This is a genomic window from Streptomyces sp. NPDC043896 (genome assembly GCF_056435605.1).
In genome coordinates, this window is the sequence record NZ_JBWKEE010000003.1 from 37977 (window position 1) to 64617 (window position 26641).

Here is a 26641-nt window from a genome sequence, read left to right on the forward strand (position 1 = left end):
CGTCCGCCGGTGCGGTGATGATGTGCGGATGACGTTGAGGATCGACATCGGCGGCATGCCGTCCGAGGGGCTGCGGTTCGCCGCCTCCCCGCTGGCCGAGCTGACCGCGATGCTGCACGTGCTGGCCGAGCCCGAGCACCATCCGGAGCTCGCCGCGTGGGCCGCCGAAGTACGGTCGGGGCTGCGGCCGGGACTGGCCGAGCGCCTGCGGGAGGCGGAGTTCCTCTGGCGCACGTCCCAGGCCGACTTCATGCTCCCGGCCCGGCCCCGGGCGACGCTCCGGGAGGAGCTGGACGACGTGGACCGGATCGACGACGAGCGGTACGTCTCGGCCGCACTGGTCACCACCTGCGGCAACCGGGTCCACTTCACCTCCCCGTCGCCCCTCACCGACACCGTCGCCCGCGACCTGGCCCTGGACCTGGCCCAGGCCCGGGGCCCGCGCCAGGAGGCCTTCGCGGAGCGGCTGCTCGCGGACCCCTCGGCGGTGCGGGTGCGCGTCCGCGACACCCTGGAGGCCTGCGCCGAGGCCTTCTTCGACGCGGCCTGGGCCGACGCCGCCGTCCGCCTCGCCACGGACCTGCGCCTGAAGAACGACCTGCTGAAGCACCAGGGCGTCGGGGCCGCCCTCGCCTCGGTGTCCGGCGCGGTCACCCTGGCCCCGGAAGGCGACCGCATCCTCGTGGACAAGCTGCTGGACAAGACGACGACCGCCCGCGGGACCGGCGTCACGTTCATCCCGAGCGTCTTCGGCCGGCCGCACCTGGCCATGGTCCACGCGCCGGGCTGGCAGCCGGTGGTGCAGTACCCGGTGGCCGAGCCGGACCCGTCGGAGCCGGTCTCCCTGGACACGGTGACCCTGCGGCTGGAGGCCCTGGCCCACCCGGCACGGCTGCGTCTGCTGCGCACCCTGGCCCGGGGCCCGCACACCAACGGCGAGCTGGCCCACGCATGGGACCTGACCCCGCCGGAGGTCTCCCGCCACCTGGCCCTGCTGCGGCAGGCGGGGCTCCTGGTGGCCCGGCGGGAGGGGCGGTACGTGCGCTACAGCCTCAACCTAACGGACCTCACGACGCTGGGGACGGACGTGCTCGCCGCGGTGTTGCGGTGAGCACGTCCGTCCCCGTCCTTTCCCCGCTCAGGCCGCGGATTCGGGAGAGGCGACGATCGTGAACAGCTCCGCCGACCCGGTGATCCGCAGCAGCCGAGTGAACTGACCGGTCGGGCCGGCCAGGTACAGGTCCGGACCGCCGTCGGCGGCCGCCGCCCGGGCCTTCAGGAGGACGTTGAGCCCGGAGGAATCGCAGAAGGCCAGGTCGCGGAGGTCGACCACGACCCGGTGCGGGCGCGCGGGGGTGGCCAGGGCCGCCATCAGCGCCTCGCGGAACTGCCCGGCGCGGGTGATGTCCATCTCGCCGTACGGTCTGACCACGGTCATCCCGTCGCGGACCCGCACTTCGGTGCCTGCGCCGACGTCGTCCGCCCCCGGCACACCCGTGTCCCCCTCCCCCTCGGCCGGGGGGACGCCTTCGGCCGGCGTGGGCACGCGCGCGAGGGGGTCGTCCGGCCAGTCCCGGACGGTGAGGAGACGGTCGGCCTGGGTGATGCGCAGGAGGCAGGCCATCTGGGGTGCGGGGGCGGTCAGCACGAGGGTCTTCCCGGCCCGGCGGGCCGCTCGGTCCAGGTCCAGCAGGACGTTCAGGCCTGAGCTGTCGCAGAAGGCGACGGCGGACAGGTCGACGTCGAGGCCGGTGACGCCGGCGGTCAGGGCCCTGCCGAGGTCCTCGCGCAGCCCGGCCGCGTCGTCCATGTCGATCTCGCCCCGCACCCGTGCCAGCACCCGCCGCGGGCCGGGTTCGATGAGCACGCTGACGACGGAGGGGTGCATGGTGGCCTTGACGTGGAGCGCGGGCGCGGCGGGCCGGCCGGCCGGATCAGAGCTCATGGCGTGCTCCCTTCACAGCCTCGACGCGGGAGGGGCGCGGCGGCGGACCGGCCCCGGCGGGATCAGCGGCCCTGACCCGGCTCACGGTGGTCACCTTCCCGGTCCGGGCGGGCGACGGCCCGTGGATCGAGGTCGACCAGCAGGCGCAGGAAGTCCCCGATCTGGTGGTGCCCCTCGGCCGGGTGGCGGAAGGCGGTGCCGGGGGTCACCTCGTAGTGGTTGCGGCGGCCGTGGCGCACCCGTGTCAGGTACCCCGCGCTCTCCAGGTCGGTGACGATGGCCTGGGCCGCGCGTTCCGTGAGCCGGCAGCCCGCCGCCATGTCCCGCACCCGGATCTCCGGGTCACGGATGATCATGACGAGGATCCGGGCGTGGTTGGTGACGAACGTCCAGCTGGACCTGGACTCCACCGACTCCATGTCCGGAATTATATGGTTTGCGATTCTGGTATGGCCAGAGGGGAATCCGGCTTCCCGTACGGATCCGGCATCGCCCGGCGGCCCGGGCCGGCGGGCCGCCGGGCCGCCGGGCTCAGTCGACCTGTACGCCGATCACGCAGGTGTCGTCGTCGGTGTCGGACCAGCTCTCGGCGAGCAGCGCGTCGAGCCGGCCGTCGAGGTCTCCCGCGCCGGTGGCGGCCGTGACCAGCAGATGGGCCAGGGAGTCCTGGACGGAGGCGTCCCGGCGCTCGACCAGGCCGTCGGTGAACATGAGCAGGGTGTCACGCGGTTCGAGCCGGACCTCTCCCTCCGCGTACGTGACGTCGGGCAGCGCGCCGAGGAGCAGGCCCTCGATGAGGGGGAGGGCCTGGGCCCCGTCCTTCCTGACGAGCACGGGCGGCAGGTGTCCGGCGCGCGCCCAGCGCATGACGCGGGTGCGGGGGTCGTAGAGGCCGCAGACGGCGGTGGCGGTGACCTGCTTGGTGAGGTGGTGGGTGACCGTGTTCAGCCAGGACATGAGCTGGGCGGGGCCGGCTCCGGTGACGGCGAGGCCGCGCAGGGCGTTGCGCAGGACGACCATGCCGGTGGCGGCTTCGATGCCGTGTCCGGCGACGTCGCCCACGGAGAGCATGATGAGGCCGGAGGGCAGGACCAGCGTGTCGTACCAGTCGCCGCCGACCAGGGACTCCGTCTCCGCCGGCCGGTAGCGGACGGCGACGCGCAGCCCCGGCGCCTCGATGTGGTGGTGCGGGGGCATGATGGCGTGCTGGAGCTGGAGGGCGAGCCGGTTGCGTTCGGCCGATTCGGCTTCGGAGAGGGCGAGCTGGTCCCGGGTGGCGGCGAGGGCAACCTCCGTCCAGTGCTGGGCGGAGATGTCCTGGTAGGCGCCGCGCAGGGTGTGCAGCCGCTGGGCCGAGTCGAGTACGGGCTCGGCGACGACCCGGATGTGGCGCAGGATGCCGTCGGACCGTCGCAGGCGCAGGTTGACGGAGGCCGGACGCCGGTAGCGCAGGACCGCGCGCAGGAAGCGGCCGAGGGCGGCGGAGTCGTCCGGGTGGGCGTGTTCGGGCAGGTCCCGCAGGGGCACGGGGGCCGCGGTGGCCGGCAGTCCGTGGAGGGCGTAGAGCTCGGAGTTCCAGGTGATCTCGCCGGTGGCGAGGTTCTCCTCGAAGCCGCCGATGCGGCCGAGGCGCTGGGCGTGCTGGAGCAGGTTGGCCAGCCGGGCGGTCTCGTCCTCGATCCGCCAGACGAGCAGGACGGCGGCGCCGTGCCGGCTGACGCTGATGTCGGCGACCGAGGTCAGCGGGATCTGGTCGACCAGCGCGGTCAGGCTGACGCGCTCGGCCCGGAAGGGCTCGCCGGTGGCGTGCACCCGTTCGATGGTGTCGAAGAGGCCGCTCTCGCCGGCGGCCATCGGGTAGGCCTCCAGCAGCCGTGCTCCGTTGACGTCGGCGCGCGGGCGGCCGACGGGATCGACGAACCGGCTGTTGGCGTGGCGGATGCGGAAGTCGGCCAGCCGGCCGTCGGCGTCGAGGACGGGGGTGAGGACGACGGTGGGGTCGTGCAGCCCCTCGGCGAGGTCGATGAGCTCCGAGACGTCGGGCAGCAGTCCCTCGGCCGCTGCCGCGTCGGGCACCGGCGCCGTGTCCAGGGTGTGCGCGCACAGCTCGGCCAGTGCCTCCACCTGGCGCTGGATCTGCGGGGGCTGTGGCGGAAGGGGCTGCGGCCAGCAGACTTCCAGGACGCCGTGGACGCGTCCGCCGGTCCCGGCGGGTACGGCCATCCGGCCGCCTCCGGGCCATTGGAGGTGCCCGATGGAGGGAAGGCCCTCGCGCCCGAGGTCGGCGATGGTGACGGCGGCGCGTTCGCTCAGGGCGAGCCGGGGGACGGTCGCGACGCCCGGGGGGACGTGGCGCCAGCGGGAGGCTTCCTCGGAGGGGAATCCGGCGTGGCCCGCGAGGGCCAGTGAGCCGTCGGGGGCCGCGGCCCACACGGCGACGGCGACCGCTCCCAGCGGGGTGAGGGCGTTGGCCAGCAGGGATTCCGCCACGGCCTGGGTGTCGGCGGCGGCGGCGAGGGCGCCGCTCTCGGCGGTGCGCAGGCGTACCGACAAGGTGGGGGCCCGGCCGGCGGGCGGGGCGGCCGAGGTGCGCTCGACGAACTCGGCCGCGACCTCGCTGACGTGGTCGCGGGCCGCCTGGTTGACGATGTCGGCGGCGAGTTCGAGGGGGGACAGCCCGGCCTCGCGGCACAGCTCGTCGAGCTGGTGGGCCGCGGCGGCCGGGGTGCAGTTCAGCCGCCCCATCAGGATGCCCTTGGCCAGTTCGACCAGGGCCCGGCCGTCGGCGGCCGCGTGGGCTTCCCGTACCTCTCGGCGCAGCCGCTCGACCGTGGCGACGAGCCGTCCCAGCGGGGTCGGCGCCTGCCTGGGGAGGGAGCCCTGCGGCTCTTCGCCCGTTCGTGCCCCGTGGACCGGGGAGGTGTGCGCGTGGGTCACCGTGCGGCCGCTCCCTCGTGGCGGCGGCCGGGCCCGGTGAGCCAGTGGCGGACGCGGCCGATGAGGTCGTCGGCGTCCACGGGCTTGGTGACGTAGTCGCTGGCCCCGGCGGCCAGGCTCTTCTCCCGGTCTCCGGGCATCGCCTTGGCCGTGACGGCGATGATGGGCAGTCCGGCGTGGGCCGGCATGCCGCGGATCTCGGCGGTGGCGGCGTAGCCGTCCAGTTCGGGCATCATCACGTCCATCAGGATCAGGTCGATGCCGGGGTTGCGGGTGAGCGTCTCGATGCCTTTGCGGCCGTCCTCGGCGTGGAGCACGTGCATGCCGTGGAGTTCGAGGATGCCGCTGAGGGCGAACAGGTTGCGGGCGTCGTCGTCGACGACGAGGACGGTGCGTCCCGCCAGCTCCCCGTCGGGCAGCGGGGGCGTCTGCTCGTGCTCCGCCGCCCCGTCCGCGAGGGGCGGCACCTCGCCGGGCCGGTCGGCGGACAGGTGCAGGACGATGCGCTCGCGGAGTTCGTCGAGGCTGCTGAGCAGTTCGACCCGGTGGGAGGCCGCGCGTTCGCGCAGGGCCTGCTCCTGGCCGCTCCTCAGGCGCGGGTTGTTGTGCGCGAGGACCGGCAGCGAGCCGAGTGCCGGGTCCCCGTCGAGCGCGTCGAGGAAGCCCAGTGCTTCGCCGCCGGGCATGTCCAGTTCGAGGACGACGCAGTGGAACGGCTCGGACGCCAGCACGGACGCGGCCTCGCGCGAGCTGGTGGCGCCGACCACCTGGATGCCGCTCGGCCCGCCGTTCGGGGCGGGGTGCGGTACGAGGTCGCGCTCGGCGCTCTCGGCGACGAGCGAGAGCAGGCCGCCCTGGCGTTCCTCGATGACGAGCAGGCGGCGGGCCAGGCGCTGCGCGCCGCCGCCCCCGCCGTGGCCCTCGTCGTCGCCCTCGTCGTCGCCGCTCTCCCCGTCGTCCTCGTGCCGCGGCGCGGGCAGTGCGTGCGGGGTGTCCGCGGTGGGCGGCACCGGGATTGCGGGAAGGGAGCCGGGTCCGTCCTCGAACTCGGTGTGGCTGACCGGGAGGTAGAGGGTGAAGGTGCTGCCCTGGCCCGGGGTGCTCTCCGCGGCGACGGCACCGCCGAGCAGCTGGGCGATCTCGCGGGTGATGGAGAGGCCGAGTCCGGTGCCGCCGTACTTGCGGCTGGTGGTGCCGTCGGCCTGCTGGAAGGCGCCGAAGACGGATTCCAGCTGCTGTTCGGGGATGCCGATGCCGGTGTCGCGGACCCGGAAGGCCATCATGGGCCCGCGGCGGAGCGGCCCGGCGGCGGCCTCGGCGTCGGTGGCCCGCTCGATGCGCAGTTCGACGCCGCCGCGCTCGGTGAACTTGACCGCGTTGGAGAGCAGGTTGCGCAGGATCTGGCGCAGCCGGGCGTCGTCGGTGAGCAGGTCGGTGGGGGCGTCGGGGGCGGTGGTGACGGTGAAGTCGAGGCTCTTCTGCGTGGTCATCGGCCGGAAGGTGGCCTCGACGTAGTCCAGCAGCTGAGGCAGGTGGACCCGCTCGGGGTGGATGTCCATCTTGCCCGCCTCGACCTTGGAGAGATCGAGGATGTCGTTGATCAGCTGGAGCAGGTCGGAGCCGGCCGAGTGGATGATGCCCGCGTACTCCACCTGCTTCGCGGTGAGGTTGCGGGTCGGGTTCTGCGCCAGGAGCTGCGCCAGGATCAGCAGGCTGTTGAGCGGGGTGCGCAGCTCGTGGCTCATGTTCGCCAGGAACTCCGACTTGTACTTGGAGGCCAGTGACAACTGCTGGGCACGGTCCTCCAGTTCCTGCCGGGCGTGCTCGATCTCCAGGTTCTTGGCCTCGATGTCGCGGTTCTGGCTGGCCAGCAGGGCGGCCTTCTCCTCCAGTTCCGCGTTGGAGCGCTGGAGTTCCTCCTGCTGGTCCTGGAGTTCGGCGGAACGCGCCTGGAGTTCGGCGGTCAGGCGCTGGGACTCGCCGAGGAGTTCGTCGGTGCGCGCGTTGGCGACGATGGTGTTGACGTTGACGCCGATGGTCTCCATCAGCTGGCCGAGGAAGTCCCGGTGGACCGCGGTGAAGGGCGAGAACGAGGCGAGTTCGATGACGCCGAGGACCTGGTCGTCGACGACGATCGGCAGGATGATCAGGCTGCCCGGCGTGGTGTGGCCGAGGCCGGAGGAGATGACGTAGTCGGCGGGGACCTGGTCGGTGGCGATGATGCGGTGGCTGCGGGCCGCCTGTCCGACGAGGGAGTCGCCGAGGCCGAACCGGACGGCGACGCCGTCGGCGGCGGAGCGGCCGTAGGAGCCGACGAGCGTCAGCATGGTGCCCTGCGGGGTGTCCTCGGCCAGGTAGAAGGCGCCGTACTGGGCCGCGACCAGCGGGGTGAGCTCGTCCATGACGAGTTCGGCGACGACCGCGAGGTCGCGGTGGCCCTGCATCAGGCCGGAGATCAGCGCGAGGTTGGACTTGAGCCAGTCCTGCTCCTGGTTGGCGCGGGTGGTCTCCCGCAGTGAGCCGACCATGGAGTTGATGTTGTCCTTGAGGTCCCCGACCTCGCCCGGTGCCTCCACGGTGATGGAGCGGGTCAGGTCGCCTTCGGCGACGGCGCTGGTGACGGCGGCGATGGCCCGGACCTGCCGGGTGAGGTTGCCGGCGAGCTCGTTGACGTTCTCGGTGAGCCGCTTCCAGGTGCCGGACACCCCCTCGACCTCGGCCTGACCGCCGAGCCGGCCCTCGCTGCCGACCTCCCGCGCCACGCGGGTCACCTCGGCGGCGAACGCGGACAGCTGGTCGACCATCGTGTTGATGGTGGTCTTCAGCTCCAGGATCTCGCCGCGCGCGTCGACGTCGATCTTCTTGGACAGGTCGCCGTTGGCCACGGCGGTCGTCACGAGGGCGATGTTGCGGACCTGGTTGGTCAGGTTGTTCGCCATGGAGTTGACGTTCTCGGTGAGGTCCTTCCAGGTGCCCGCCACGTTGGGTACGCGGGCCTGGCCGCCGAGGCGGCCCTCCGTGCCGACCTCGCGGGCCACGCGGGTCACCTCGTCGGCGAACGCGGACAGCGTGTCGACCATCGTGTTGATGACGTCGGCGAGTGCGGCGACCTCGCCCTTCGCCTCCACCGTGATCTTCTGCGACATGTCGCCGCGGGCGACGGCGGTGGCGACCTGGGCGATGGAGCGCACCTGGCCCGTCAGGTTGGAGGCCATCACGTTGACGTTGTCGGTGAGGTCCTTCCAGGTCCCGGAGACCCCGCGGACCGTGGCCTGTCCGCCGAGGTTGCCCTCGGTTCCGACCTCGCGGGCCACACGGGTCACCTCGTCGGCGAAGGCGGACAGCTGGTCGACCATCGTGTTGATGGTCGTCTTCAGCTCCAGGATCTCGCCGCGCGCGGTGACGGTGATCTTCTGGGAGAGGTCGCCCTGGGCGACGGCGGTGGCGACCTGGGCGATGTTGCGTACCTGGTCGGTGAGGTTTCCGGCCATGAAATTGACCGAATCCGTGAGGTCCAGCCAGGCTCCGCCGACCCCCGGGACGTCGGCCTGGCCGCCGAGCGTCCCCTCCGTGCCGACCTCGCGGGCCACCCGCGTCACCTCGGAGGTGAACAGGGACAGCTGGTTGACCATCCCGTTGAACACGGTGGCGATCTCCCCGAGGAGCCCTTCCGCCGCGCCGGGCAGCCGCGTACGGAAATCCCCGTCCCGTACGGCCGTCAGCCCCTCCAGCAGCAGGCGCAGCTCCGACTCGGTGATGCCGCCCTCGCCGGGCACCACTGGCGCTCCGCCCGGTGCAACCGCGCCAGTCCGCTCAGCCATCGCCAACCTCACTTCCGCCGTACCTGACCGGTGAAGGCTAACCCCGTCACGCGGGACACCCGGCCGTCACCGGCCGAGGGCGTCCTCGACGCTCGGGTGCAGCGACAGGACCGTGTCCGCGCCGGTCAGGGCGAACAGGCGGCGCAACTGTTCGCCCGGAGCGGCGATCCGAAGCACCGTCAGACGGTGCAGCCTCAGCAGCAGGTTGAGGAACGAGGAGTCCCCGAACGTGACCGAACTCGCGTCCAGGACCACCACCCGGTGGCGGTCCGCGGCCGCTGTCAGGGCCTCCTCCAGCGACGCCAGGGTGTCCTGGTCCAGCTCTCCGCGCGCCGCGACGACCCAGCCGGGCCCCGCCGGATAGCTGTCCCCGACCACGCCGTCGCCCTGTGCGTCCCCTGCTCCGGTCATGTCCGCCTCCCCGGATCTCACCTGTACGGGTTCCGGAATGGAGTATGCATGCTGGGTCACCCGGCGACGACGTCCCATCGGCGGCGCAGTGCCGCGTGGCAGACGTCACGTTCCGGTGTGCGTAAGGCGCCGGTATCGGGGCAGGAGCGCGGCGGCAGCCATCGACAACAGGGAGGGACCCGCCACCATGCCTCGTTCGGCAGCAGTCGTGAACCCTGATCTCGCCACGGACCACCGGGTGCCGGCCACCGCCCCGGCCGCGGGAGGGCGGCCGCCCTCGGAATCACCGCTGCCCCGCGTGGAGCAGGCCCGGGAGATCGCTCCCACGGACGCCCGCGAGCTGTCGAGGCTGTTCTTCGCGAGGCTGCGCTGCCTGGAGGAGGGCACCCGGGAGTACCAGTACGCCCGCAACACGCTGATCGAGATGAACCTGTCGCTCGTGCACTACGCCGCACGCCGGTTCCGGGCCCGGGCCACCGGCGGCGGGCTCGACATGGACGACATCGTCCAGGTCGGCACCATAGGGCTGATCAAGGCCATCGACCGCTACGACCCGGACCGCGAGGTCGAGTTCTCCACGCTCGCGCTGCCCTACATCACCGGCGAGATCAAGCGGCACTTCCGCGACACCACCTGGGCCGTGCACGTCCCGCGCCGCCTCCAGGAGCTGCGGTCCGAACTCGCCAAGGCCCAGGAGACCCTGACGGAGACCCTGAACCGGGCCCCCACCGTCAAGGAGGTCGCCCACCACCTCAACCTGTCCGAGGAGGAGGTGATCGACGGCCTGGTCGCCGCGAACGGCTACACCAGCGGCTCGCTCGACACCGCCGCCGACGCCGAGGAGGCCCAGGGGACGGGCCGCCCCGCCCGCGCGCTGGCCGAGAAGCTCGGCGGGAACGATCCCGCGATGGAGCTCTTCGAGGACTTCCACACCCTCGCTCCGCTGCTGCGGAAGCTGGAGCCGCGGGAACGGCTGATCCTCAGCATGCGGTTCGGGCAGGAGAAGACGCAGGCCGAGATCGGCGCCGAACTCAACATCTCGCAGATGCAGGTCTCCCGCCTGCTGTCCCGCACGCTGGGCCGGCTGCGTGCGGGCATGCTCACCCCGTAGGAGTCCTGGTGGCACTGTCAGCCGTACCGCTGCGGGACCGCGCGGGCGCGCGCCCCGGCGGCAGCGGGGACCCGGACACCCGGCGGGCGCTGATCACCGCTCCGGCGGCCGGCGCTCCCGGGGCGTGCGTCCATCCCGCGCTCTTCTACCGGGGCCCCGACGCCTACCTCCACGGCGTGGGCGGCTTCGTGCGTGCCGCGCTCGCCGCGGACGAGCCCGTGCTGGTCGCGGTACCCGGGTCCCGGCTGGAAGTGCTGCGGGAGGGCCTCGGGGGCGGGGCGGGCGTCGAGTTCGCGGACATGACGCGGCTGGGCCGCAACCCCGGCCGGATCCTCGCCGCGCTGCGGGACTTCGCCGACCGGCACGAGGGCCGGCCCGCCCGCATCGTCGCCGAGCCGATCTGGCCGGGCCGTACGCCGGCCGAGGTGCGGGAGGCCACCCGCCACGAAGCCCTCGTCAACACCGCGTTCGCGGGCCGCGACGCCACCGTCCTGTGCCCGTACGAGGTCAGCGCCCTCTCCCCCGGCGTACTCGCCGACGCCCGCCGTACGCACCCCGCCCTCATCGAGGACGGCCGCGAACGGCCGAGCCCGGCCTACGCCGACGCCCCGGTGGTCAGCGGCGACTGCGACACCCCGCTGCCCGAGCCCCCCACCGGAGCGGCCGGCCTCGGCTACGCGGGCGGAGACCTGGCCCGGGTAAGGGAGTTCACCCGGACCTGGGCCACGGGGAGCCGCCTCGCCACGGCCCGGCGGGACGACCTGCTGCTCGCCGTCGGCGAGGCCACGGCCAACTCCGTCGCCCACGGCGGCGGCCGCGGCACCCTGCGGCTGTGGAACAGCCCGGAGGAGCGGGGCGTGGTGGCCGAGATCCGCGACGGCGGCAGGCTGGCCGACCCGCTGGCGGGCCGCCGCCGTCCCCCGCTCGCCTCCACCGACGGCGGGCGCGGCCTGTGGATGATCCACCAGCTGTGCGACCTCGTCGAGATCCGCGCCACGCGCTCCGGCCTCACCCTGAGACTGCACATGGCCGACGTCTGAGGACCCGGCCCCGTAAACTGTCCCGGCACTCGACGTCACCGGGGAGGCGGCCCGCCGGGTGTCCCCGGCCCGGGCCGGGGGCCACCGTCCGGACTCCGACGGAACCAGCCGGGACCCGAGCGGTCGCCGGGAGAAGACAGCCGTGCCAACGGCGGGGGTGAGACCACAGTGAAGAGCAGCGGACCTCAGACCGGCCGTCCACCGCGGCCCGGGCCGACGGCGGGCCAGCGCCGGCTCCTGGCCCTGGCCGGTGCCCGGGGCCAGGTCGCGAAGGGCCGCGACTTCGCGCGGCAGGCGCTGCGGGACTGGGAGTGGGACGGTACCGAGACCTCGGAGGACACCCTGCTCGTCGTCTCCGAACTTGTCACCAACGCCGGTCTGCACGCGGACGGCTGCCTCCAGCTGGTCCTCACCCGTGGCGAGGCCCTGCGCATCGAGGTGTTCGACGGCTCCACGGCGCTCCCGAACCGCCGTCCGGCCACCCGGCCGGGGGTCCCGGGCGGCCACGGGCTGCACATCATCGACCGGCTCTGCGACCGCTGGGGCTCCGAGGTCCACGAGCGGGGCAAGGTGGTGTGGGCGGAGATCGAGGGCGCCCGGCTGGTCTCCGGCAGGCCTACGGCGGGCTGAGCCCGCGCCGCGGGACCGTCCGGTGGTCCGGGGGTTTGAAGGCGCGGATCGGGGACACACGCGCAGTGCCGGTGCGTTTCCCCTTTGAGCGGTGTGGCAGCGCGCCGGGCACGGTGGCCGCACTCCGTTTTCCGTCCCCCCGGAACGGAGTGCGGCCACCTGCCGTCATCGGCCCGATGGTTCACCCGCGGCCGCGTCGAGGGCCGTCAGGACGAACGCGTGGCCCGCCGGGTCGGCGTAGCGGCGCTGCGTGGTCCTGCTGCCGGTGCCGGCGCCGTCCGCCTCCGCCGCGACCGGGCGTGCTCCGAGGGCCACGGCCTCGCGCTCGGCTTCGTCGAGTTCCTCCGGGGTCACGAGGATCTGCAGGTGGGGCTGTTGGGAGCCTTCGGGCAGCGGCCAGCTCGGCGGTACCCGATCGGGGTCGTGGCGGACCCCGAGGACGGTGCCGGTGGCGCCGGAGACGAGGAGGAGGCCGGCGTCGCCCGCGGCCGGGCCCACCTCGCCGCCCAGCAGGGAGGCGTAGAAGCGGGCCAGCGGTTCGGGTTCGGCGCAGTCCAGTACGAGGACGCTTGTCTTGGGTACGGTCATGGCCCGCGTGTGCCCTGCGCGGCCGCCCGCACACGTGGCGTCACGCGGGGAGGGGCGTTTCGCTTTCCGGACGGCCGGGGCGGATCCGTTCGCGCAGCGGCTTTCGTCCGGACGTCCGGGCCGCTGGAGTGGGCACATGCCACGCACACCGCCCTCACCGGCTCCCGAGCCCGCCGAACCCCCCGACGAAGGGGACGCCGACGACTGCGAGCGCGTCCGGCGCGTTCTGGCGCTGGCGGGATTCGACACGTCCCCGCGCGAGGGGGACGGACTGCGCGTGTGGACGGCGCCGGAGGGGGTCGTGGTCGGGTGGGCCGCCCGTGAGGTGCTGCGGCCGACCGTCCAGGTCCACGGCCACGAGGGCGACCTGTCACGGTTCACATCGCTGGCGGGCCTGCACAAGGCGCTCCGGACGGCGCTCGCCGTGATCCTGCGCGAGGCCGGCCTTGACGTCACCGACCACGGCGAGCACCTGCTCACCGTCCGGCCGCCGGAACCGCCGCCGCGGGCGCCGTCCTGAGCCGGCCGTTCAGGACCCGGCGAGCGTACGGCTGGGCATGCGCCCGTAGGCGGCGCGGTAGGCGGCGGCGAACCGCCCCTGGTGGTGGAAGCCCCAGCGGTGCGCGACGGCCGTGACCGTGTCCCGGGCGGGGTCCGCCGCGACGAGGTCGGTGTGGGCCAGCGCGAGGCGGACGCGGCGCAGGTACGCCGTCGGGGTGGTGCCGAGGTGGCGCCGGAAGGCGTACTGGAGGGCCCGGGGCGTGACCCCGGCGGCCGCGGCCGTCTCGGCCAGGCCAATTCCGGCGGCCGGCTGCGCCTCCATGAAGGCGACGGCCCGGCGGACGGTCTCCGGCGTCGCGTCCCGGCCGTCGGCCAGGACGGGGTCGGGGCGGGCGTTGGTGGGGAACGCGGCCAGGACGGTCGCGGCGAGCATCCTCGCGGCGGCGTCGAGGACCAGCGGCTCGCCGCCGGCCGGCAGCGCGAGGACGGTCTCCTCCACGTACGCGACCGTCCTCTTCCACTGGGCGGCCATGGCCTCGGAGACGGGCGTGAAGCGGGTGAAGCGCAGCGGGCGGCCTGCGCGGTCGGCCGGGCGGCCCGCGAGCTCCTCCACGAGCGCCACCGGTACCGTCACCGCACGCAGCTCGGCCGAGTACACCCGTCCCGCATAGGGCAGATGGGGCTGCGAGATCGCCAGGACGTCGCCCGGCCCGGCCTCGGCCTCGTCGTCGGAGCACTCCCGGGCCATGCGGCCGCCGACCACGTGCGTGACGGCCACTGCGCCCAGGGGCCCGGTGGCGTAGCGGTAGTCGGTCCGCAGCGCGATGGTGCTCAGCGACACGGGGCCGGCGCTGTGGCGGGTGTACCGGAAGGTGCTCGACGGGGCGGGCGTCTTCATGCGCAGGCTGGTCCCGTACGCCGACCTCAGCCAGTCCCGCGCCTCGTCCACGTCGGAGGTCCGGAAGGTGTGCGGCTGTCGTTGCATGGCGCTGGAGTCCTCCTCGCGGCGGCGCGGCACGAGGAGCTGCGCGGGCTCAGGGTACGTCGGGAGGCTGACGCGCGGGGCGCGTTGGCGGGGGTCGGACGGCCCGGCCCGTGACGGCGGGGCGGGCCCGCCGCCGGTGCCTCCCCCGGACCGCCCGCGACGGGGGCCCGCCGGGCGTGCCCGCCGGTCCCAGCAGGTGCTCCTCGTACCGGCCGAGCGCGAGGACCGCGCACATCAGCAGGGGCGGCACCAGCAGCCCCAGGAACAGCACGGGAGGTCTACCTGTGCCTGGCCAGGGTGGCCACCAGGACGACGAAGGCGAAGGCCAGCACCAGGAGGTGCAGCCAGACGGGGAGGGATTCGGCGGCCCGGGCGAGCACCGCGTTCGCAGAGGATGTCATACGAACGCGCTTGCCCGCCCGGGGAGATGTGACACGGCTGCGGCGGATCCGGTTGCGATCCGCCGAGTCCCGGGCGTCCTGGCTACTCGACCGTCGGCTTGGTGGGAGCCGGACCCACCGAGGGGCTGGACGTCGGGACCGGTACGCGGGTGGGGGCGGGCGTGTACGTGGGGAGGGGCGTGGGCGTCGGCCCGGTCGTGCAGGCGGGGCTCGCCGTCGGAACCGGCACGTAGGCGGGAACCGGGGTGGGGGTGGACTTCGGGACGGGTGTCGCGGTCGGCACGGCGGTCGCCGTCGGGACCGGCACGTAGGTCGGGAGCGGCGTGGACGTCGGCGCCGGGCTCGACGTCGGGGCCTTCGTGGGCGCCGGAGTCGACGTCGGAGCCACCGTCGGCACCAGGGTCGGCGTCGGAGCCACCGTCGGCACCGGGCTCGACGTCGGAGCCTTCGTGGGCGCCGGAGTCGGCGTCGGGGCCACCGTCGGCACCGGGCTCGACGTCGGAGCCACCGTCGGCACCGGGCTCGACGTCGGAGCCTTCGTGGGCGCCGGAGTCGACGTCGGAGCCAGCGTCGGCGTCGGGACCCGCGTGGGCGCCGGGGTCGGGGTCGGCGTGCACGTGGGGCTCGGTATCGGAGCCGGCGCGGGAGTTGTCGAGTCGGCCTGGGCCATGCCGGTGGCAAGGGCGAGGCCGAGGGCCGTTCCTGACACGGCGACAGCGGCCGCGATGCCGCGAACTCGGTGAGTACGCATGTGGGTCCCCCCTGGTCAGTATGCCCGGCGCGGTCGCCGGGCATGATCCAAAGAGAGCCAACACCGTCCGTCGCCGACCCGCAACAGGCTTCCGGCCGGGGCCCGGGCGGCGGTCAGGTGGAGCGGCCGGTGTAGACCTCGTCCTCGTCCCAACCGCCGATGACCGGGTCCTGGTGCACCGTGCCCGGATGCCCGGCCGGGAGCGTGCACTCCGCCTCGAACGCCTCGTCGTCGAAGAACACCGCCGACACACAGCACCTCTGCGCCGTCACGGCACCTCCCTCGGCAGAACCACAGCAGGCCCAGTATCGCGGACGGAGCCGGATCACCAGTGCCGGAGCTCCACCACGACCCCGCCCGGTGGCGCCACGAGCGGCGTACCCGTGGCGGGCCTGGCCCCGGAGGCAGCGGTGCGCCGCGCGCACATGGGCCCGGCGGGGACGGGTAGGCGCGGCCCATGGACACGCACCGTACAACCTCTGCCGTCGCCGGGGCCGGCCCCGGGCCGCTGCTCGCGGCCGTGGAGCGCCTCGAGCGCTCCTCTCGGGCCGACGCCCTGATCGCGGCGGTGCGCCGGACCGTCCGGGCCGTACCCCTGGGTGCGGCACGCGACCTGCTGCACGGTCGCCCGCTGGGCCACCCCGCGCACCCTCTGCTCGTCCAGGTCCCGATCGGCACCTGGCTGTCGGCCGGCGTGCTGGACCTGGTCCCGGGCCGGCGCACGGGGGCACCGCTGCTGATCGGCGCCGGGCTGGCCGCGGCGGCCCCAGCCGCGGTGGCCGGCTGGGCGGACTGGGCGGAGCTGCCGCCCGAACAGGCCCGTACGGGACTCGTACACGCCCTCGGCAACACGGCCGGCGTGGCGCTGTACGCGAGCTCGTTCGTGGCGCGCCGCCGCGGCCGGACCCTGCACGGCAAGGTGCTGGGGTGGGCCGGGCTCGCCGTGGTGGGGGCCGCGGGTGCCCTCGGTGGTCACCTGGCGTTCCGCCAGGCGGCCGGCGCGAACCACGCCGAGCAGGTTCCGCACCTGGTGTCCGACGGCTGGCACCGGCTCGGTCCGGTGGCCGGCTTCCCCGTGGACGGCGCGGGACGTGCGCGCGTCGACGGGGTGGACGTACTCGTCGTGCGCGAGAGCGGTGGAACCGTCCGCGCGGTGGCGGACCGGTGCTCCCACATGGCCGGGCCCCTCTCGGAGGGGGAGATCTCGGACGGCTGCGTCCGGTGCCCCTGGCACGGCAGCGTGTTCCGGCTCTCGGACGGGTGGAACGTCGAGGGCCCCGCGACCGCTCCCCAGCCCGCGTTCGACACCCGGACCGTCGACGGCCAGGTGGAGGCCCGCCTGCGCCGGTAGGCCGCGGCCGCTGCTCCACCACGATGAGGGGGTCTGCCTGGGACCGCCCGGGCGGTCCCAGGTTGCTCATGGGCCCGGTCAGCGTCCCAGGGCCCGCTTCAGCTCGGCCTTGTCCATGTCGGAGCGGCCCTTGATGTTGCGCTTCTTCGCTTCGTTGTAGAGCTGCTCCTTCGTCGGTCCCTCGGAGCCGCTGTGCGAGCGCTGTCCGCCGCGCTTGGACGAGGACGTGTCCTGGGTGGAGGACCGGCTCGCCGTCTTCGACTCGCCGGAGCGTGCCCGTTCCTTGTTCACGGTGCGTGCGGCGATCTCCTCCGCCCTCTTCTCCGACTCGCCCCGCTGCTGGGCGGAGTCCTTGATGTGCTCGTACTGCCGTTCCCGCTTCGGGGAGGATCCACGGGGCATGACGTTCTCCGTTCCTGTCGGGTTCTCTTCTCTCGTGCTCTCTCGCCGGTGTCCCCACGAGCGTGTTCGAGCGTGCTTCTCCGCGCCGCCGGGCCTCACGCCGCCTCGGCGGTTTCGCCGCCGCGCCGTGCCAGGGCGGGGAGGACCGTCGTGCGGTAGGCGTCGAAGAACGCGGTCTGGCCGGGGCCGATCTGGCCGATGTACACCTCGTCGAACCCCGCGTCCGCGTAGCGTCCGACGGCTTCGACGTGTTCGGCAGGGTCGTCCCCGCAGGGGGTGGAACCGGCCACCTGGTCCCGGGTGACGAGCTCGGCGGCCTGTTCGAAGTGGGCGGGGGTGGGGAGGAGCTGAGCGAGCTCGCCGGGGAGCTGTTCGCTCGGCCACAGGCGGTGGACGGTGTCGACGGCCGTGTCGCGGTCCTCGTGCCAGCACACCTTCAGTCCGCCGATGACGGGTTTGCCGGTCCCGCCTGCCCGGTGGAAGGCGTCGACCAGCTCACGGTCGGGGCCCATCAGGACGTAGCCGTCGCCGATCTCCGCCGCCAGCGCGGCGGCCTTCGGGCCGAATCCGGACACGTACACCGGCGGCGGGGTCCGGGGGCAGGTGTAGAGGCGGGCGTTCTCGACGGTGTAGTGCCTGCCGCGGTGGGTGACCTGCTCTCCCGTGAACAGTTCGCGCATGACGTGGACGGCTTCCCGCAGCATGTCCGCGCGTTCGTCGAAGGGCGGCCAGGCGTCGCCGTGGACGTGCTCGTTGAGGGCTTCGCCGGTGCCGACCCCGAGGCGGAAACGGCCTTCGGTCAGGACGCCGCAGGTGGCCGCGGCCTGGGCCGTGACACACGGGTGGATGCGTACGGTCGGGCAGGTCACCAGGGTGGTGACGGGCAGGGAGACGGTCTGTGAAAGGGCTCCGATGACCGACCACACGAAGGGGCTCTGGCCCTGGGCGTCGTTCCACGGGTGGAAGTGGTCGGAGACGGCCAGCGAGGTGAATCCGGCCGCCTCGGCCTGACGGGCCTGGTCGAGGAGCTGGGCCGGTGTGAACTCCTCACAGGCCAGGAAGTAACCGTAGGACGTCATGGCGGGTGCTCCTCTTCTCGTCTCGCTGTCGGGCCCCGGTTCCCGGCGTCTGCCCCGTGTCCGGGAGCTCACGCCCCTGCCGCCCGGGCCGCGGGACCCGCTCCGGGCCGAGCGGGGGCCTGCGCGTGTGTCGTGCGCCGCCGTGGCCCTCCCGCAGCCGCGGATCTGGGAGTTTGACGGCCATGACGAAGAGTGCCCTGGTCATCATCGACATGCTCAACACCTACGAACACGAGGATGCCGAGCCGCTCGTCCGGTCCGTCGAGCGGGCGCTGCCGGCCATGGTGCGACTGCTGGAGCGGGCCCGGGAGCGGGGCGTCCCGGTCATCTACGCGAACGACAACTTCGGCAGGTGGCGTTCGCACCACGGGGAGATCCTGGACGTGGCGCTCGCGGGCGCCCACGCCGACCTGGTGGAGCCGCTCCGTCCGGACGGCGACTCGTACTTCGTCGTCAAGGCCCGCCACTCGGTCTTCTACGAGACACCGCTCGCCTACCTCGTGAACCGGCTGGAGGTCACCCACCTGGTGCTGTGCGGGCAGGTCACGGAGCAGTGCGTGCTGTACTCCGCGCTCGACGCGCACATCCGGCACCTCTCGGTGACGGTGGCCCGGGACGCGGTCGCGCACATCCACCCCCATCTGGCCGCGGCCGCCCTGGAGATGATGGAGACCAACATGGGGGCCCGCGTCGTGTCCGCCGCCGAGGCCCTGCCCCCCGCGGGCTGATCCCCGGTCAGGGGCCGTGCGGCGGCTCGCGTACGAGCCTCAGCACCGCACGCTCGATCGCCCCCTGGGTGGCCGGGTGGCCGAAGCGGGCGTCCTCGCCGAGCCGCCCGAGGGCGCGGGCGATGGTCCGTCCGTTCTCGAAGTGTTCGATGACCTGCGGGTCGATGTAGGAGGCGCGGCAGACGGCGGGGGTGTTGCCCAGGTAGTCGGCGACCTCGCGGACGGCACGGGTGACGGCGCGGGAGCGGGCGGTGGCCGTGCCGTCGGCCGCGGGCTCGGACACGGCGAGTGCGACGGCGGCGAGGACGGTGGCGTGCCAGGTGCGGAAGTCCTTGGCGGTGATGTCCTGTCCGGAGCGCTCGCGCAGGTAGGCGTTGAGGTCCTCGGCCCGTACCTCGTGCCAGGCCCGGTCCGCCCAGTACGCGAAGAGCCGCTCGCCGGGGCCCGGGCGGCGCAGGAGTGCCCGTACGGCGGTGAACGCGGCGTCGTCGGCGAGGGCCCGGTGCTGGTGGCGTCCCGATTTGGCGGGGAAGCTCAGGCAGACCTCGCCACGCCGGCACCGCGCGTGCTCGCGCAGCAGGGTGGTCAGCCCGTGGCTGTCGTGGTCCCGGGCATAGCTCTCGCCGCCGATGCGGAAGAACCCCAGGTCCAGCAGCCGGGCCGCGCAGGCCAGGACCCGGTCGCGGCTCAGTCCGCGCGTGGCGAGGTCCTCGGCGATGGCGCGCCGCAGCCTGGGGAGGCCCGCCGCCACCCGCCGGACGTGGTCGTGCTTCGCCGCTTCCCGCTGCTCGCGGAAGCGCTGGTGGTACAGGTACTGGCGGCGGCCGGCGGCGTCGGTGCCCGTGGCCTGGATGTGGCCGTTGGGCCAGGGGCAGATCCACACGTCCTGCCAGGCGGGCGGGATGACGAGCGCGGTGATCCGTGCGCGCTGTCCGGCGGTGACCGGCCGGCCGTGGGTGTCGAGGTAGCGGAACCCCCGGCCGTGGGGCACGCGCCGCCAGCCCGGCCGGTGTGGGTCGCTGGTCCGCAGCCGCGCCGTCACGGGACGGGCCCGGTACGGGCGGGCGGGGCGGCGCCCCGGCGGCCGCGTACGTGCCCGTGGCGCCTCCGGGTCAGCGGGCGCACGACGGGTGCTCCGGTGCCGGCCCGGGGTCCGCGGTGCCCGGGCGGTCGAGGCGGCGGCGCAGTGCGCTGCGTCCGTCCCGCCAGGCGCCCAGTACGTGTGCGGAGAGGCGTTCCTCCACCAGCAGCAGAGCGTCACAGCCGAAGGCCACCTGAGCCTCCAGCCGGGGCTCCTGTTCGAGCAGTCCGCCGATGACCTCGCGGCGGGCGACCTGTTCGTGGACGGCGTCCGCGGTCACGTGCTCGGCGTAGAACCGGATGGCGGCGGGTCCGGCCCCGCAGGCGGTGAGCGCCTTGACCATGCGCCGGGCGCCGGGCGGCGAGGTGGTCTCGACGCAGGCGAAGTGCCCGGCGAGGGCGCCGCGCCAGGCCCGGTGGAGCCCGAAGAGGGACATGAGGTTGACGGTGGCGAGGGCCTCGGCCGGGGCGTGTCCCAGGTAGCGGCCGTAGGCCGGGTCCAGCCCGAGCTCGGCCATGAGGTCGGCGAACAGCCGGGCGTGGACGGCGTCGGCGTGGCCGGCGCCGAACTCGTCGTACTCGATCGCGGCGAGGGCGGCCTTGGGCCGGCCGGTCAGGCGCGGGAGGGCCCAGGCGTGGGGGTCGGCCTCCTTGAGCTGGTAGAGGGAGCGCAGGACGGCGTACTCGCGTACGAGGTCCAGGTCGGCCCGCTCGGCGAGGTGACCGCTGACGCCGCCGGGCGGGCCTACGGGCTCGCGGAGCAGCGGTGCGAAGGCCTCCTCGACGGTGCGGGGTCCGGGCACGGCCCGTTCGAGCTCCGTGACGAAGCGCTGTTCGAGGCGGGCGCGGAAGCGCAGCAGGTCCGGGTCCCACTCCAGGGCGTCGGGTACGCCCGGCAGGCCCCGGTAGTGGAGCTCGTACAGGAGGTAGAGGGCCAGGTGGAGGTCGTCTCCCCAGGGGTCGGCCTCCGCCACGGATCGCGGCGCCGGTCCGCCGTCCACGGCAGCGGTGCGGCCGGTGAGGAGGGCTTGGCCGACGGCCGCGCTCAGGGGGCCGCGGGGCTCGGCGTGCCACGGGGCGGGACGGGACGCGGGGGCGGTACTCACGGGCGCTCCCTGCGCCGGTGGCTGGTGTCGCACCAGGGGTAGGTGCGGCTGCGGCGGCAGGTGCACAGGGCCACCATGAAGCGGTCGCTGCGCGTGGTCGTGCCGTCGGGGGCGACGACCTCGACGGGCCCTTCCACGAGGACCGGGCCCTGTGGGTCGATCAGGACGCGCCGGACGGGCGGCCGCGCGGGGCCTGCGGGCGCTGCGGGCCCATGGGGTCCCGCGGGGCCTGCGGGCGCTTCGGGCCTTGCCGGGTCAGGGGTGCTCTGCACGGATCACCACCAGCTTCTCCCGCGTCGCGGACTCGGGGGCCAGGCCCTGCCGGAACAGCCAGGACCTCCTGGCCGACAGGACCGGGCCCCAGGGGATGTCGGCGCGCCGCACGACGCGGGCGGCCAGGCCCTGCCGGCGCAGCAGGGCCACCGTCGTGGCGGCGCCGCACAGCGCGGAGTGCACCAGCAGCAGGACGCCGCCGGGCCCCAGCCATCCGGCGGCGTGCCGGCACAGCTGGTCCACGACGGCGCGGCCGTCGGGGCCCGCGTCCCAGGCCAGGGCCTCGCCCGTGCCACCGCTGCCCGGCGCGGGTACGTAGGGCGGGTTGCTGATCACCAGGTCGAAGCGCCGTCCCCGGGCGCAGCCGGCGACGTCGGCGTGCTCGACGCTCAGCGGGAGGCCGCTGCGCCGGGCGTTCATCCGGGCGGTGCGCACCGCCTGCCGGGAGACGTCCACGGCGGTGACGACCGCGCCCCGGCGCGCCGCCAGCAGGGCCAGGACGCCGGAGCCGGTGCCGACCTCCAGGACGGCGCAGCCGGGCGCGATGGCCTCCGCGGCGAGGGCGTCGGCGAGGAGCCGGGTGTCGGCTGCCGGACGGTAGACGCCGGGCAGCAGGGCGAGGGTGCTCATGTGACGGCGCGTGCCCGGTGAGGCGCCGGGTATGCCCGGCGCGGTCCGGGGGTCGCGCCGCGCGCCCGTTTTCCCGCTCCGGGCCGGGGAAGGCGCGGGGGGAACGACGGCCGTGGTGCGGCGGTTCCGACCCGCCGCCACCGCCGTATCGTGCGCACCCTTCGACGGGAGCTGGTGACATGCACTCCGATCCCGGCCGTTCCCGGTCCTCCTCCCCCGACCCGGAACGCCTGCTCCGCATCTACCTCAACGACCATTACGCGGGCTCGGCCGGCGGCGTCGCCCTGGCGCGCCGCACGGCGCGGGCGCACCGCGACCATCCCGCCGGAGCCCGTCTGCGGGAGCTGGCGGACGAGATCGCGGAGGACCGCGACAGCCTCACGGAGATCATGACGGCCCTCGGCGTACCTGTCATGCGGACTCGGACGCTGCCCGTCCGGATCGCCGAGAAGATCGGCAGGGTCAAGCTCAACGGCAGTCTGGTCTCCCGCTCGCCGCTCAGCGACGTCCTCGAACTGGAGGCGCTGCGTCTGGGCGTGGAGGGCAAGCTGGCGCTGTGGCGCTCCCTCCAGGGTCTGGCCCGTACCGACGACCGGATCCCCCCGGGCGTTCTCGGCCGCCTGGCGGATCGGGCCGGACGGCAGATCCGGGAGCTGGAAGGCATGCGGCTGGCCGCGGTGGAGCGGGCCCTGGCGGGCGGCTCCCGGCCCGCCCCGCACCGGCCGGCCGGCCGTCGCCCACGGCTGCACCATCCGTTCCACTCGGCCGGGTGGGCGTCATGAGGGTCGTCGTGACCGGCGCCACGGGCAACGCGGGCACGAGCGTGGTCCGCGCCCTGTCGGCGGACCCGGCGGTCACGGACGTGCTCGGCATCGCCCGCCGCCTGCCGGGCCTGGACGTCCGCGGCGTGCGCTGGGCGGCGGCGGACGTCGATCCCGGCGGGGCCGACCTGGCCGGGCTGTTCGCGGGCGCGGACGCCGTGGTGCACCTCGCCTGGAAGTTCCAGCCCACCCACGATCCGGTGGAGACCTGGCGGACCAACGTACTGGGCGGTATCCGGGTCTTCGAGGCCTGTGCCCGGGCCGGGGTCCACGCCCTGGTGTACGCCTCCTCGGTCGGCGCGTACTCGCCGGCCCCCGCCGACGGGCGGCCCGTCGACGAGTCCTGGCCGACCCATGGCTGGCCCGGTGCCGCCTACACGCGGGAGAAGGCGTACCTGGAGCGGTACCTGGACGGCTTCCAGCTGACGCACCCGGACATGCGGGTGGTACGGATGCGGCCGGGCTTCCTGTTCAAGGAGGCGTCGGCGTCCGAGCAGCGGCGGATCTTCGCCGGCCCGCTGCTCCCCTGGCGGCTCGTCCGGCCCGGCCTGGTTCCCGCGCTGCCCGCCGTCACGGGGCTCCGCTTCCAGGCACTGCACACCGACGACGCGGCCGAGGCGTACCGGGCGGCCGTGGTGCGGCCCGTGCGCGGGCCGTTCAACCTGGTGGCCGATCCGGTGCTGGACACGGCGGCCGTCGCGCGGCTGCTGGACGCCAGGACGGTGCCGCTGCCCGCCGCGGCGGCCCGCGCCGCCCTGGCCGCCGCCTGGCGGTTGCACCTGGCCCCGGCGGCGCCCGGGCTGCTGGACGCGGTCCTGCGGCTTCCGCTGCTCGACGCGGGCCGGGCCCGGGAGGAACTCGGCTGGGTTCCCGCGCGTACGGCCACCGAGGCGGTCGGCGCCTTCCTGGAAGGGCTCCGCCGGGGCGCCGGGCTCGACACCCCGCCGCTCGTGGGGTCGGGGGCGTCCCTGGGCGCCGACCGGTAGCACCACGCGGAAGGCTGCGGAAGGCTGCGAGCGGGCCGGCTCGCAGCACCGCGGAAGGGCGCGGGCCCGCTCGGGGTCCGCGCCCTTCCGCTGTCTCGGGATCCGCTGTCGGGATCCGTGCATCATCAGGAGCGGCTACTTCTTCTTCTTGCCGCGCAGGGAGTCGTCGATGCCCCGGACGGTCTCCTGGGCCTCGCCCATCGTTTCCTTCGCCTTGCCCTTGGCCTCGTCCATCTTGCCTTCGGCCTTCAGCCGGTCGTTGCCGGTCGCCTTGCCGATGGTCTCCTTGCCCTTGCCCTTGAGCTGTTCCATCTTGCCCTTGGCCTTCTCAGCCATGTCCCTGGCTCCCTTCTCCGGACCATCTTCGTCACGCAGTCCTCTGCCGCCCCGCCTGCCCCGGGAGCCCCCGCCTACACCGGACCGGGGGAACGAAGTTTGCGGGCGCTCCCCCGGGTAGTCGCCCGGTATGCCCCGTATCGCAAGCACGGAAACGGCCGGTGCGCCCGGGACGGTCCCCGGACCGGGCGCGGACTCCGGTGTGCGCGCGGCGCTCTTCGACGTCGACGGAACGCTCACCGACACGAACCACCTGCACGTGACCTCGTGGTGGGAGGCGCTGCGGCAGGCCGGGCACCGCGTCCCCATGCACGCCGTGCACCACGCTCTCGGCCTGCCCGGCCCGGACCTCCTGGAACACCTGCTCGGCAAGGGCCACGACGACGACGAGGAACGGGAGGCCATCAGCACGGCCCACGACACCCTCTACGGCACCTACTTCACGCGGATCGCGGCGATGCCCGGCGCCGGGGAGCTGCTGCAGGCGCTCGCCGCCGACGGCTGGCGCGTCGTCCTGGTCACCTCTGCCTCCGGGGACGAGCTGTCGGCGCTGCGGAGGGCGATCGACGCCGACGACGTCATCCACGCGACCACCAGCGCGGACGACGTGGAGCACGGCAAGCCGCATCCGGAGCCCGTGCAGCGGGGGCTGGAGCTGGCCGGGGCGGAACCCGGCCGGGCGGTGTTCGTCGGGGACAGCGTCTGGGACATGCGGGCCGGCCGCCGGGCCGGAGTCGACCGCTGCGTGGCCCTGCTCTGCGGCGGCATACCGGAGGCGGACCTACGGGCCGCGGGAGCTGCCGTCGTCCGGCAGGACCCCGGGGACCTCCTCCACACCCTGCGCGCCGGACCGTTCGCAGGCGTTCCCGCCTGAGGGCGTCCACGCACGGCCGGCGGCCAGAAGATATACAAATAGATGTAAAGGAAACTTCCGGGCAACCCCTGCTTGAAAGGAGCGACCCCGTCCCTGCACGGCGAGGCCCTCGCGGACCGCAAGGAAGGGATCGTGGACCGATTCGCACGTCTGGCCACCCGCCTGCTGGGCACGCCCCGCGCGCTCGTGTGGATGGCCGGGGGCCTGGGGGAGGCGGAGGCATGGCCGCCGGGCGCTGCGGACGAGGACGCGGTCGCCTTCTGCCGGCGCACCGCCGAACACGGCCGCCCGTGGACCTGGCGGTCGCCGGGCGACCCGCCGGCCTCCTTCGCCGGGGTCCCCCTGATCGGCCCCGGCGGGGAACTGCTCGGCGTGCTCGCCGTCGCCGACGCGGGCTCCCGCCGCTTCGGCGAGGACGATCTGCGCGACCTCCGCGACCTCGCCGCCGCCTGCGGCGCGCAGGCACGCCTGCGGGCCCGTACCCGGACCGCGCAGCGCGGACAGCGCGAGGCCGAGGCGGCGGCCGGCCTGGCCGAGGTCGAGGCGGACCGCATGGAGACGCTGCTGTCCCGCGCCGAACTGCTGCTGCGGGCGGCCGAGGATCTCGGCGACACGCGCGGGCTCGCGGAGGTCCGGGAGCAGGTGGGCGAGCTGGTCAGCGGCGACCTCAAACCCTCCTACGTGGGCCTCCTCCTGCTCGGCGACGGCGGGCGGCTGCACCGCGTGTCCGGGGGCACCGGCCCGGACGCCGGTGCGCCGGAGGCCGCCGAGCAGGCCGGCGAGCCGCTCGACCGGGGAATCGACTGGCCCGGCGCCCGTGCGGTCCGCGAGGCCAGGACCGTTCTCTTCGACGTGCGGGAGGCCGCCGCCGCCGGCTACGAGCCGGAGGCCGCGGCCGCCTTCGGCTCCATGGGCCTGCGCACCGTGGTCGCCGTCCCGCTGATGGGCGTACGCGGCACGCTGGGCGCCCTCGTCCTGGGGTGGGACATCCCGTACCGGATCGACCTGGCCGAACGGGCCGTGCTGGCGGCGCTGGCCGGCTACACCGCACGCGCCGTCGAACGCGCGCGCTACCTGGACGAACGCGTCTCGGTGGCGCGCCTGCTCCAGGAGGCCATGCTCACCGCGCTGCCCGGGGCGCCGGGGCTGGAGAGCGCGGTGCTGTACCGTCCGGCCGCGCACGAGGACATGGTCGGCGGCGACTGGTACGACATGTACCCGCTGTCACGCCCCGGCGCGGCGGGCGGCCCTGGCTGGGCGGTGACCGTCGGAGACGTCACCGGACACGACATCTCCGCCGCCGCCCTGATGGGGCAGCTGCGCAGCATGCTCCGCCAGGCCGACCACGACCAGCCGGGCGGCGGCCCGCACCTCGCCGTGCAGGCCCTGGACTCCGCCTGCCGCACCCACGGCCTCGGGGCCGGCGGCACCCTCGTCCACGCCCACCTCGTCCCCCGTCCCGACGGGCACTGGCGGCTCACCTGGACCAACGCCGGGCATCCGCCGCCGCTCCTGGCCCGCCCGGGCCGCCCCACCCGCGCCCTCACCTCCCACGGCCTCCTGATCCACCCGGCCCTCCCCCCGACCCGTCGCCGCAGCCACACCCTGCTCCTGCCGCCGGGCAGCACCCTGCTGCTCTACACCGACGGGCTCGTCGAACACCGCGGCAACGACATCGGGCGCGCCATCGACCGGGCCGCCCTGGAACTCGAAGCGTCGGCACCCCACACCCCGCTGGACCGCGTCCTGGACCGCCTCACCGCGACCGTCGCCCCACCCCACCCCGATGACGACACGGTCCTCCTCGCCCTCCGCACGGCCTCGCCCTGACCCCCGCCCCGAACCGGCCCGGCC

General features: G+C 74.4%; 29 protein-coding genes. 13 read left to right on the forward strand and 16 right to left on the reverse strand.

The features are described 5' to 3' along the window. Window positions 1-28: 28 nt before the first annotated feature. Entirely contained in the window at window positions 29-1111 is a 1083-nt protein-coding gene (locus AC069X_RS04860; protein WP_478725161.1) for a DUF5937 family protein, read from the forward strand. Between the two features lie 27 nt (window positions 1112-1138). Here the strand turns inward: AC069X_RS04860 and AC069X_RS04865 are convergent, their stop codons facing one another. From AC069X_RS04865 to AC069X_RS04885, 5 genes are all read right to left on the reverse strand, one after another. After that, window positions 1139-1945 (reverse strand): STAS domain-containing protein, encoded by an 807-nt coding sequence (locus AC069X_RS04865; protein WP_478725163.1) that lies wholly within the window; start codon window positions 1943-1945, stop codon window positions 1139-1141. Between the two features lie 62 nt (window positions 1946-2007). Further along, complete coding sequence (locus AC069X_RS04870) at window positions 2008-2364, reverse strand: AsnC family transcriptional regulator (protein ID WP_478725165.1); 357 nt, start codon at window positions 2362-2364, stop codon at window positions 2008-2010. Window positions 2365-2476: 112 nt separating this feature from the next. After that, window positions 2477-4882, reverse strand: a complete 2406-nt coding sequence (locus tag AC069X_RS04875) for a SpoIIE family protein phosphatase (RefSeq protein WP_478725167.1) — start codon at window positions 4880-4882, stop codon at window positions 2477-2479. Beyond that, on the reverse strand, window positions 4879-8703 hold the full coding sequence (locus AC069X_RS04880; RefSeq protein WP_478725169.1) for a HAMP domain-containing protein: 3825 nt from the start codon (window positions 8701-8703) through the stop codon (window positions 4879-4881). Before AC069X_RS04880 ends, AC069X_RS04875 begins: the two co-directional genes overlap by 4 nt. Window positions 8704-8769: 66 nt before the next feature. After that, a complete protein-coding gene (locus tag AC069X_RS04885) occupies window positions 8770-9114 on the reverse strand; it encodes an STAS domain-containing protein (protein WP_478725170.1) in 345 nt (114 codons plus the stop codon). A gap of 187 nt (window positions 9115-9301) precedes the next feature. Here AC069X_RS04885 and AC069X_RS04890 point away from each other — a divergent pair, with 187 nt between their 5' ends. From AC069X_RS04890 to AC069X_RS04900, 3 genes are all read left to right on the forward strand, one after another. Continuing rightward, window positions 9302-10225, forward strand: coding sequence for a SigB/SigF/SigG family RNA polymerase sigma factor (locus tag AC069X_RS04890; RefSeq protein ID WP_478725172.1), 924 nt, complete (start codon window positions 9302-9304; stop codon window positions 10223-10225). A gap of 8 nt (window positions 10226-10233) precedes the next feature. Then, on the forward strand, window positions 10234-11265 hold the full coding sequence (locus tag AC069X_RS04895) for an anti-sigma factor RsbA family regulatory protein (protein ID WP_478725174.1): 1032 nt from the start codon (window positions 10234-10236) through the stop codon (window positions 11263-11265). A gap of 168 nt (window positions 11266-11433) precedes the next feature. Beyond that, window positions 11434-11895: an ATP-binding protein gene (locus AC069X_RS04900; protein ID WP_478725176.1), complete on the forward strand. Its 462-nt coding sequence runs from the start codon at window positions 11434-11436 to the stop codon at window positions 11893-11895. A gap of 165 nt (window positions 11896-12060) precedes the next feature. Here AC069X_RS04900 and AC069X_RS04905 read toward each other — a convergent pair whose 3' ends face one another. Continuing rightward, window positions 12061-12483, reverse strand: coding sequence for a VOC family protein (locus AC069X_RS04905; RefSeq protein ID WP_478725178.1), 423 nt, complete (start codon window positions 12481-12483; stop codon window positions 12061-12063). Window positions 12484-12619: 136 nt separating this feature from the next. Here AC069X_RS04905 and AC069X_RS04910 point away from each other — a divergent pair, with 136 nt between their 5' ends. Further along, a complete protein-coding gene (locus AC069X_RS04910) occupies window positions 12620-13003 on the forward strand; it encodes a hypothetical protein (protein ID WP_478725180.1) in 384 nt (127 codons plus the stop codon). Between the two features lie 9 nt (window positions 13004-13012). On the opposite strand, the gene AC069X_RS04915 is transcribed toward AC069X_RS04910, so the two are convergent. Continuing rightward, the gene (locus AC069X_RS04915; protein WP_478725182.1) at window positions 13013-13969 is read right to left on the reverse strand and encodes a helix-turn-helix transcriptional regulator; all 957 of its coding nucleotides are present in this window, start codon (window positions 13967-13969) and stop codon (window positions 13013-13015) included. A gap of 278 nt (window positions 13970-14247) precedes the next feature. Continuing rightward, on the reverse strand, window positions 14248-14370 hold the full coding sequence (locus tag AC069X_RS04920) for a hypothetical protein (RefSeq protein ID WP_478725184.1): 123 nt from the start codon (window positions 14368-14370) through the stop codon (window positions 14248-14250). Between the two features lie 101 nt (window positions 14371-14471). Here AC069X_RS04920 and AC069X_RS04925 point away from each other — a divergent pair, with 101 nt between their 5' ends. Next, window positions 14472-14603, forward strand: a complete 132-nt coding sequence (locus tag AC069X_RS04925) for a hypothetical protein (protein ID WP_478725186.1) — start codon at window positions 14472-14474, stop codon at window positions 14601-14603. Window positions 14604-14693: 90 nt separating this feature from the next. Then, complete coding sequence (locus tag AC069X_RS04930; RefSeq protein ID WP_478725188.1) at window positions 14694-15113, forward strand: hypothetical protein; 420 nt, start codon at window positions 14694-14696, stop codon at window positions 15111-15113. A 121-nt stretch (window positions 15114-15234) separates the two neighbouring features. Here AC069X_RS04930 and AC069X_RS04935 read toward each other — a convergent pair whose 3' ends face one another. Continuing rightward, window positions 15235-15393, reverse strand: coding sequence for a hypothetical protein (locus AC069X_RS04935; RefSeq protein ID WP_478725190.1), 159 nt, complete (start codon window positions 15391-15393; stop codon window positions 15235-15237). Between the two features lie 185 nt (window positions 15394-15578). Between AC069X_RS04935 and AC069X_RS04940 the strand changes: the two genes are divergently transcribed. Continuing rightward, complete coding sequence (locus AC069X_RS04940; protein WP_478725192.1) at window positions 15579-16472, forward strand: Rieske (2Fe-2S) protein; 894 nt, start codon at window positions 15579-15581, stop codon at window positions 16470-16472. 78 nt (window positions 16473-16550) lie between these two features. Here the strand turns inward: AC069X_RS04940 and AC069X_RS04945 are convergent, their stop codons facing one another. Continuing rightward, on the reverse strand, window positions 16551-16874 hold the full coding sequence (locus AC069X_RS04945; RefSeq protein ID WP_478725194.1) for a plasmid stabilization protein: 324 nt from the start codon (window positions 16872-16874) through the stop codon (window positions 16551-16553). A gap of 95 nt (window positions 16875-16969) precedes the next feature. Further along, window positions 16970-17953, reverse strand: coding sequence for a TIGR03557 family F420-dependent LLM class oxidoreductase (locus tag AC069X_RS04950; RefSeq protein ID WP_478725196.1), 984 nt, complete (start codon window positions 17951-17953; stop codon window positions 16970-16972). A gap of 182 nt (window positions 17954-18135) precedes the next feature. Between AC069X_RS04950 and AC069X_RS04955 the strand changes: the two genes are divergently transcribed. Then, a complete protein-coding gene (locus tag AC069X_RS04955; protein ID WP_478725198.1) occupies window positions 18136-18681 on the forward strand; it encodes a cysteine hydrolase family protein in 546 nt (181 codons plus the stop codon). A 7-nt stretch (window positions 18682-18688) separates the two neighbouring features. Here the strand turns inward: AC069X_RS04955 and AC069X_RS04960 are convergent, their stop codons facing one another. From AC069X_RS04960 to AC069X_RS04975, 4 genes are all read right to left on the reverse strand, one after another. Further along, on the reverse strand, window positions 18689-19672 hold the full coding sequence (locus tag AC069X_RS04960; RefSeq protein ID WP_478725200.1) for a DNA topoisomerase IB: 984 nt from the start codon (window positions 19670-19672) through the stop codon (window positions 18689-18691). A 121-nt stretch (window positions 19673-19793) separates the two neighbouring features. Continuing rightward, window positions 19794-20867 (reverse strand): iron-containing redox enzyme family protein, encoded by a 1074-nt coding sequence (locus AC069X_RS04965; protein ID WP_478725202.1) that lies wholly within the window; start codon window positions 20865-20867, stop codon window positions 19794-19796. Beyond that, window positions 20864-21139 carry a CDGSH iron-sulfur domain-containing protein gene (locus AC069X_RS04970; protein WP_478725204.1) on the reverse strand — a complete coding sequence of 92 codons (276 nt, stop codon included), beginning with the start codon at window positions 21137-21139 and terminating at the stop codon, window positions 20864-20866. The genes AC069X_RS04965 and AC069X_RS04970 overlap by 4 nt, the downstream gene beginning before the upstream one ends. Next, window positions 21123-21770, reverse strand: a complete 648-nt coding sequence (locus AC069X_RS04975) for a HemK2/MTQ2 family protein methyltransferase (protein WP_478725206.1) — start codon at window positions 21768-21770, stop codon at window positions 21123-21125. Before AC069X_RS04975 ends, AC069X_RS04970 begins: the two co-directional genes overlap by 17 nt. Before the next feature lie 179 nt (window positions 21771-21949). Between AC069X_RS04975 and AC069X_RS04980 the strand changes: the two genes are divergently transcribed. After that, the gene (locus AC069X_RS04980) at window positions 21950-22552 is read left to right on the forward strand and encodes a hypothetical protein (RefSeq protein WP_478725208.1); all 603 of its coding nucleotides are present in this window, start codon (window positions 21950-21952) and stop codon (window positions 22550-22552) included. Further along, window positions 22549-23577: an NAD-dependent epimerase/dehydratase family protein gene (locus AC069X_RS04985; RefSeq protein ID WP_478725210.1), complete on the forward strand. Its 1029-nt coding sequence runs from the start codon at window positions 22549-22551 to the stop codon at window positions 23575-23577. Before AC069X_RS04980 ends, AC069X_RS04985 begins: the two co-directional genes overlap by 4 nt. Window positions 23578-23712: 135 nt before the next feature. On the opposite strand, the gene AC069X_RS04990 is transcribed toward AC069X_RS04985, so the two are convergent. Beyond that, complete coding sequence (locus AC069X_RS04990) at window positions 23713-23913, reverse strand: CsbD family protein (protein ID WP_478725211.1); 201 nt, start codon at window positions 23911-23913, stop codon at window positions 23713-23715. A 130-nt stretch (window positions 23914-24043) separates the two neighbouring features. Between AC069X_RS04990 and AC069X_RS04995 the strand changes: the two genes are divergently transcribed. Continuing rightward, window positions 24044-24787 (forward strand): HAD family hydrolase, encoded by a 744-nt coding sequence (locus tag AC069X_RS04995; protein ID WP_478725213.1) that lies wholly within the window; start codon window positions 24044-24046, stop codon window positions 24785-24787. Window positions 24788-24919: 132 nt separating this feature from the next. Further along, entirely contained in the window at window positions 24920-26617 is a 1698-nt protein-coding gene (locus AC069X_RS05000; RefSeq protein WP_478725215.1) for a GAF domain-containing SpoIIE family protein phosphatase, read from the forward strand. Window positions 26618-26641 lie beyond the last annotated feature (24 nt).

What these genes read in the sequence shown, in the direction of transcription:
- AC069X_RS04860 (WP_478725161.1), top strand. Translation starts at nt 29, where the DNA reads ATGACGTTGAGGATCGACATCGGCGGCATGCCGTCCGAGGGGCTGCGG.
- AC069X_RS04865 (WP_478725163.1), bottom strand. Translation starts at nt 1,945, where the DNA reads ATGAGCTCTGATCCGGCCGGCCGGCCCGCCGCGCCCGCGCTCCACGTC.
- AC069X_RS04870 (WP_478725165.1), bottom strand. Translation starts at nt 2,364, where the DNA reads ATGGAGTCGGTGGAGTCCAGGTCCAGCTGGACGTTCGTCACCAACCAC.
- AC069X_RS04880 (WP_478725169.1), bottom strand. Translation starts at nt 8,703, where the DNA reads ATGGCTGAGCGGACTGGCGCGGTTGCACCGGGCGGAGCGCCAGTGGTG.
- AC069X_RS04885 (WP_478725170.1), bottom strand. Translation starts at nt 9,114, where the DNA reads ATGACCGGAGCAGGGGACGCACAGGGCGACGGCGTGGTCGGGGACAGC.
- AC069X_RS04890 (WP_478725172.1), top strand. Translation starts at nt 9,302, where the DNA reads ATGCCTCGTTCGGCAGCAGTCGTGAACCCTGATCTCGCCACGGACCAC.
- AC069X_RS04905 (WP_478725178.1), bottom strand. Translation starts at nt 12,483, where the DNA reads ATGACCGTACCCAAGACAAGCGTCCTCGTACTGGACTGCGCCGAACCC.
- AC069X_RS04910 (WP_478725180.1), top strand. Translation starts at nt 12,620, where the DNA reads ATGCCACGCACACCGCCCTCACCGGCTCCCGAGCCCGCCGAACCCCCC.
- AC069X_RS04915 (WP_478725182.1), bottom strand. Translation starts at nt 13,969, where the DNA reads ATGCAACGACAGCCGCACACCTTCCGGACCTCCGACGTGGACGAGGCG.
- AC069X_RS04920 (WP_478725184.1), bottom strand. Translation starts at nt 14,370, where the DNA reads ATGACATCCTCTGCGAACGCGGTGCTCGCCCGGGCCGCCGAATCCCTC.
- AC069X_RS04940 (WP_478725192.1), top strand. Translation starts at nt 15,579, where the DNA reads ATGGACACGCACCGTACAACCTCTGCCGTCGCCGGGGCCGGCCCCGGG.
- AC069X_RS04945 (WP_478725194.1), bottom strand. Translation starts at nt 16,874, where the DNA reads ATGCCCCGTGGATCCTCCCCGAAGCGGGAACGGCAGTACGAGCACATC.
- AC069X_RS04950 (WP_478725196.1), bottom strand. Translation starts at nt 17,953, where the DNA reads ATGACGTCCTACGGTTACTTCCTGGCCTGTGAGGAGTTCACACCGGCC.
- AC069X_RS04955 (WP_478725198.1), top strand. Translation starts at nt 18,136, where the DNA reads ATGACGAAGAGTGCCCTGGTCATCATCGACATGCTCAACACCTACGAA.
- AC069X_RS04975 (WP_478725206.1), bottom strand. Translation starts at nt 21,770, where the DNA reads ATGAGCACCCTCGCCCTGCTGCCCGGCGTCTACCGTCCGGCAGCCGAC.
- AC069X_RS04980 (WP_478725208.1), top strand. Translation starts at nt 21,950, where the DNA reads ATGCACTCCGATCCCGGCCGTTCCCGGTCCTCCTCCCCCGACCCGGAA.
- AC069X_RS04985 (WP_478725210.1), top strand. Translation starts at nt 22,549, where the DNA reads ATGAGGGTCGTCGTGACCGGCGCCACGGGCAACGCGGGCACGAGCGTG.
- AC069X_RS04990 (WP_478725211.1), bottom strand. Translation starts at nt 23,913, where the DNA reads ATGGCTGAGAAGGCCAAGGGCAAGATGGAACAGCTCAAGGGCAAGGGC.
- AC069X_RS04995 (WP_478725213.1), top strand. Translation starts at nt 24,044, where the DNA reads ATGCCCCGTATCGCAAGCACGGAAACGGCCGGTGCGCCCGGGACGGTC.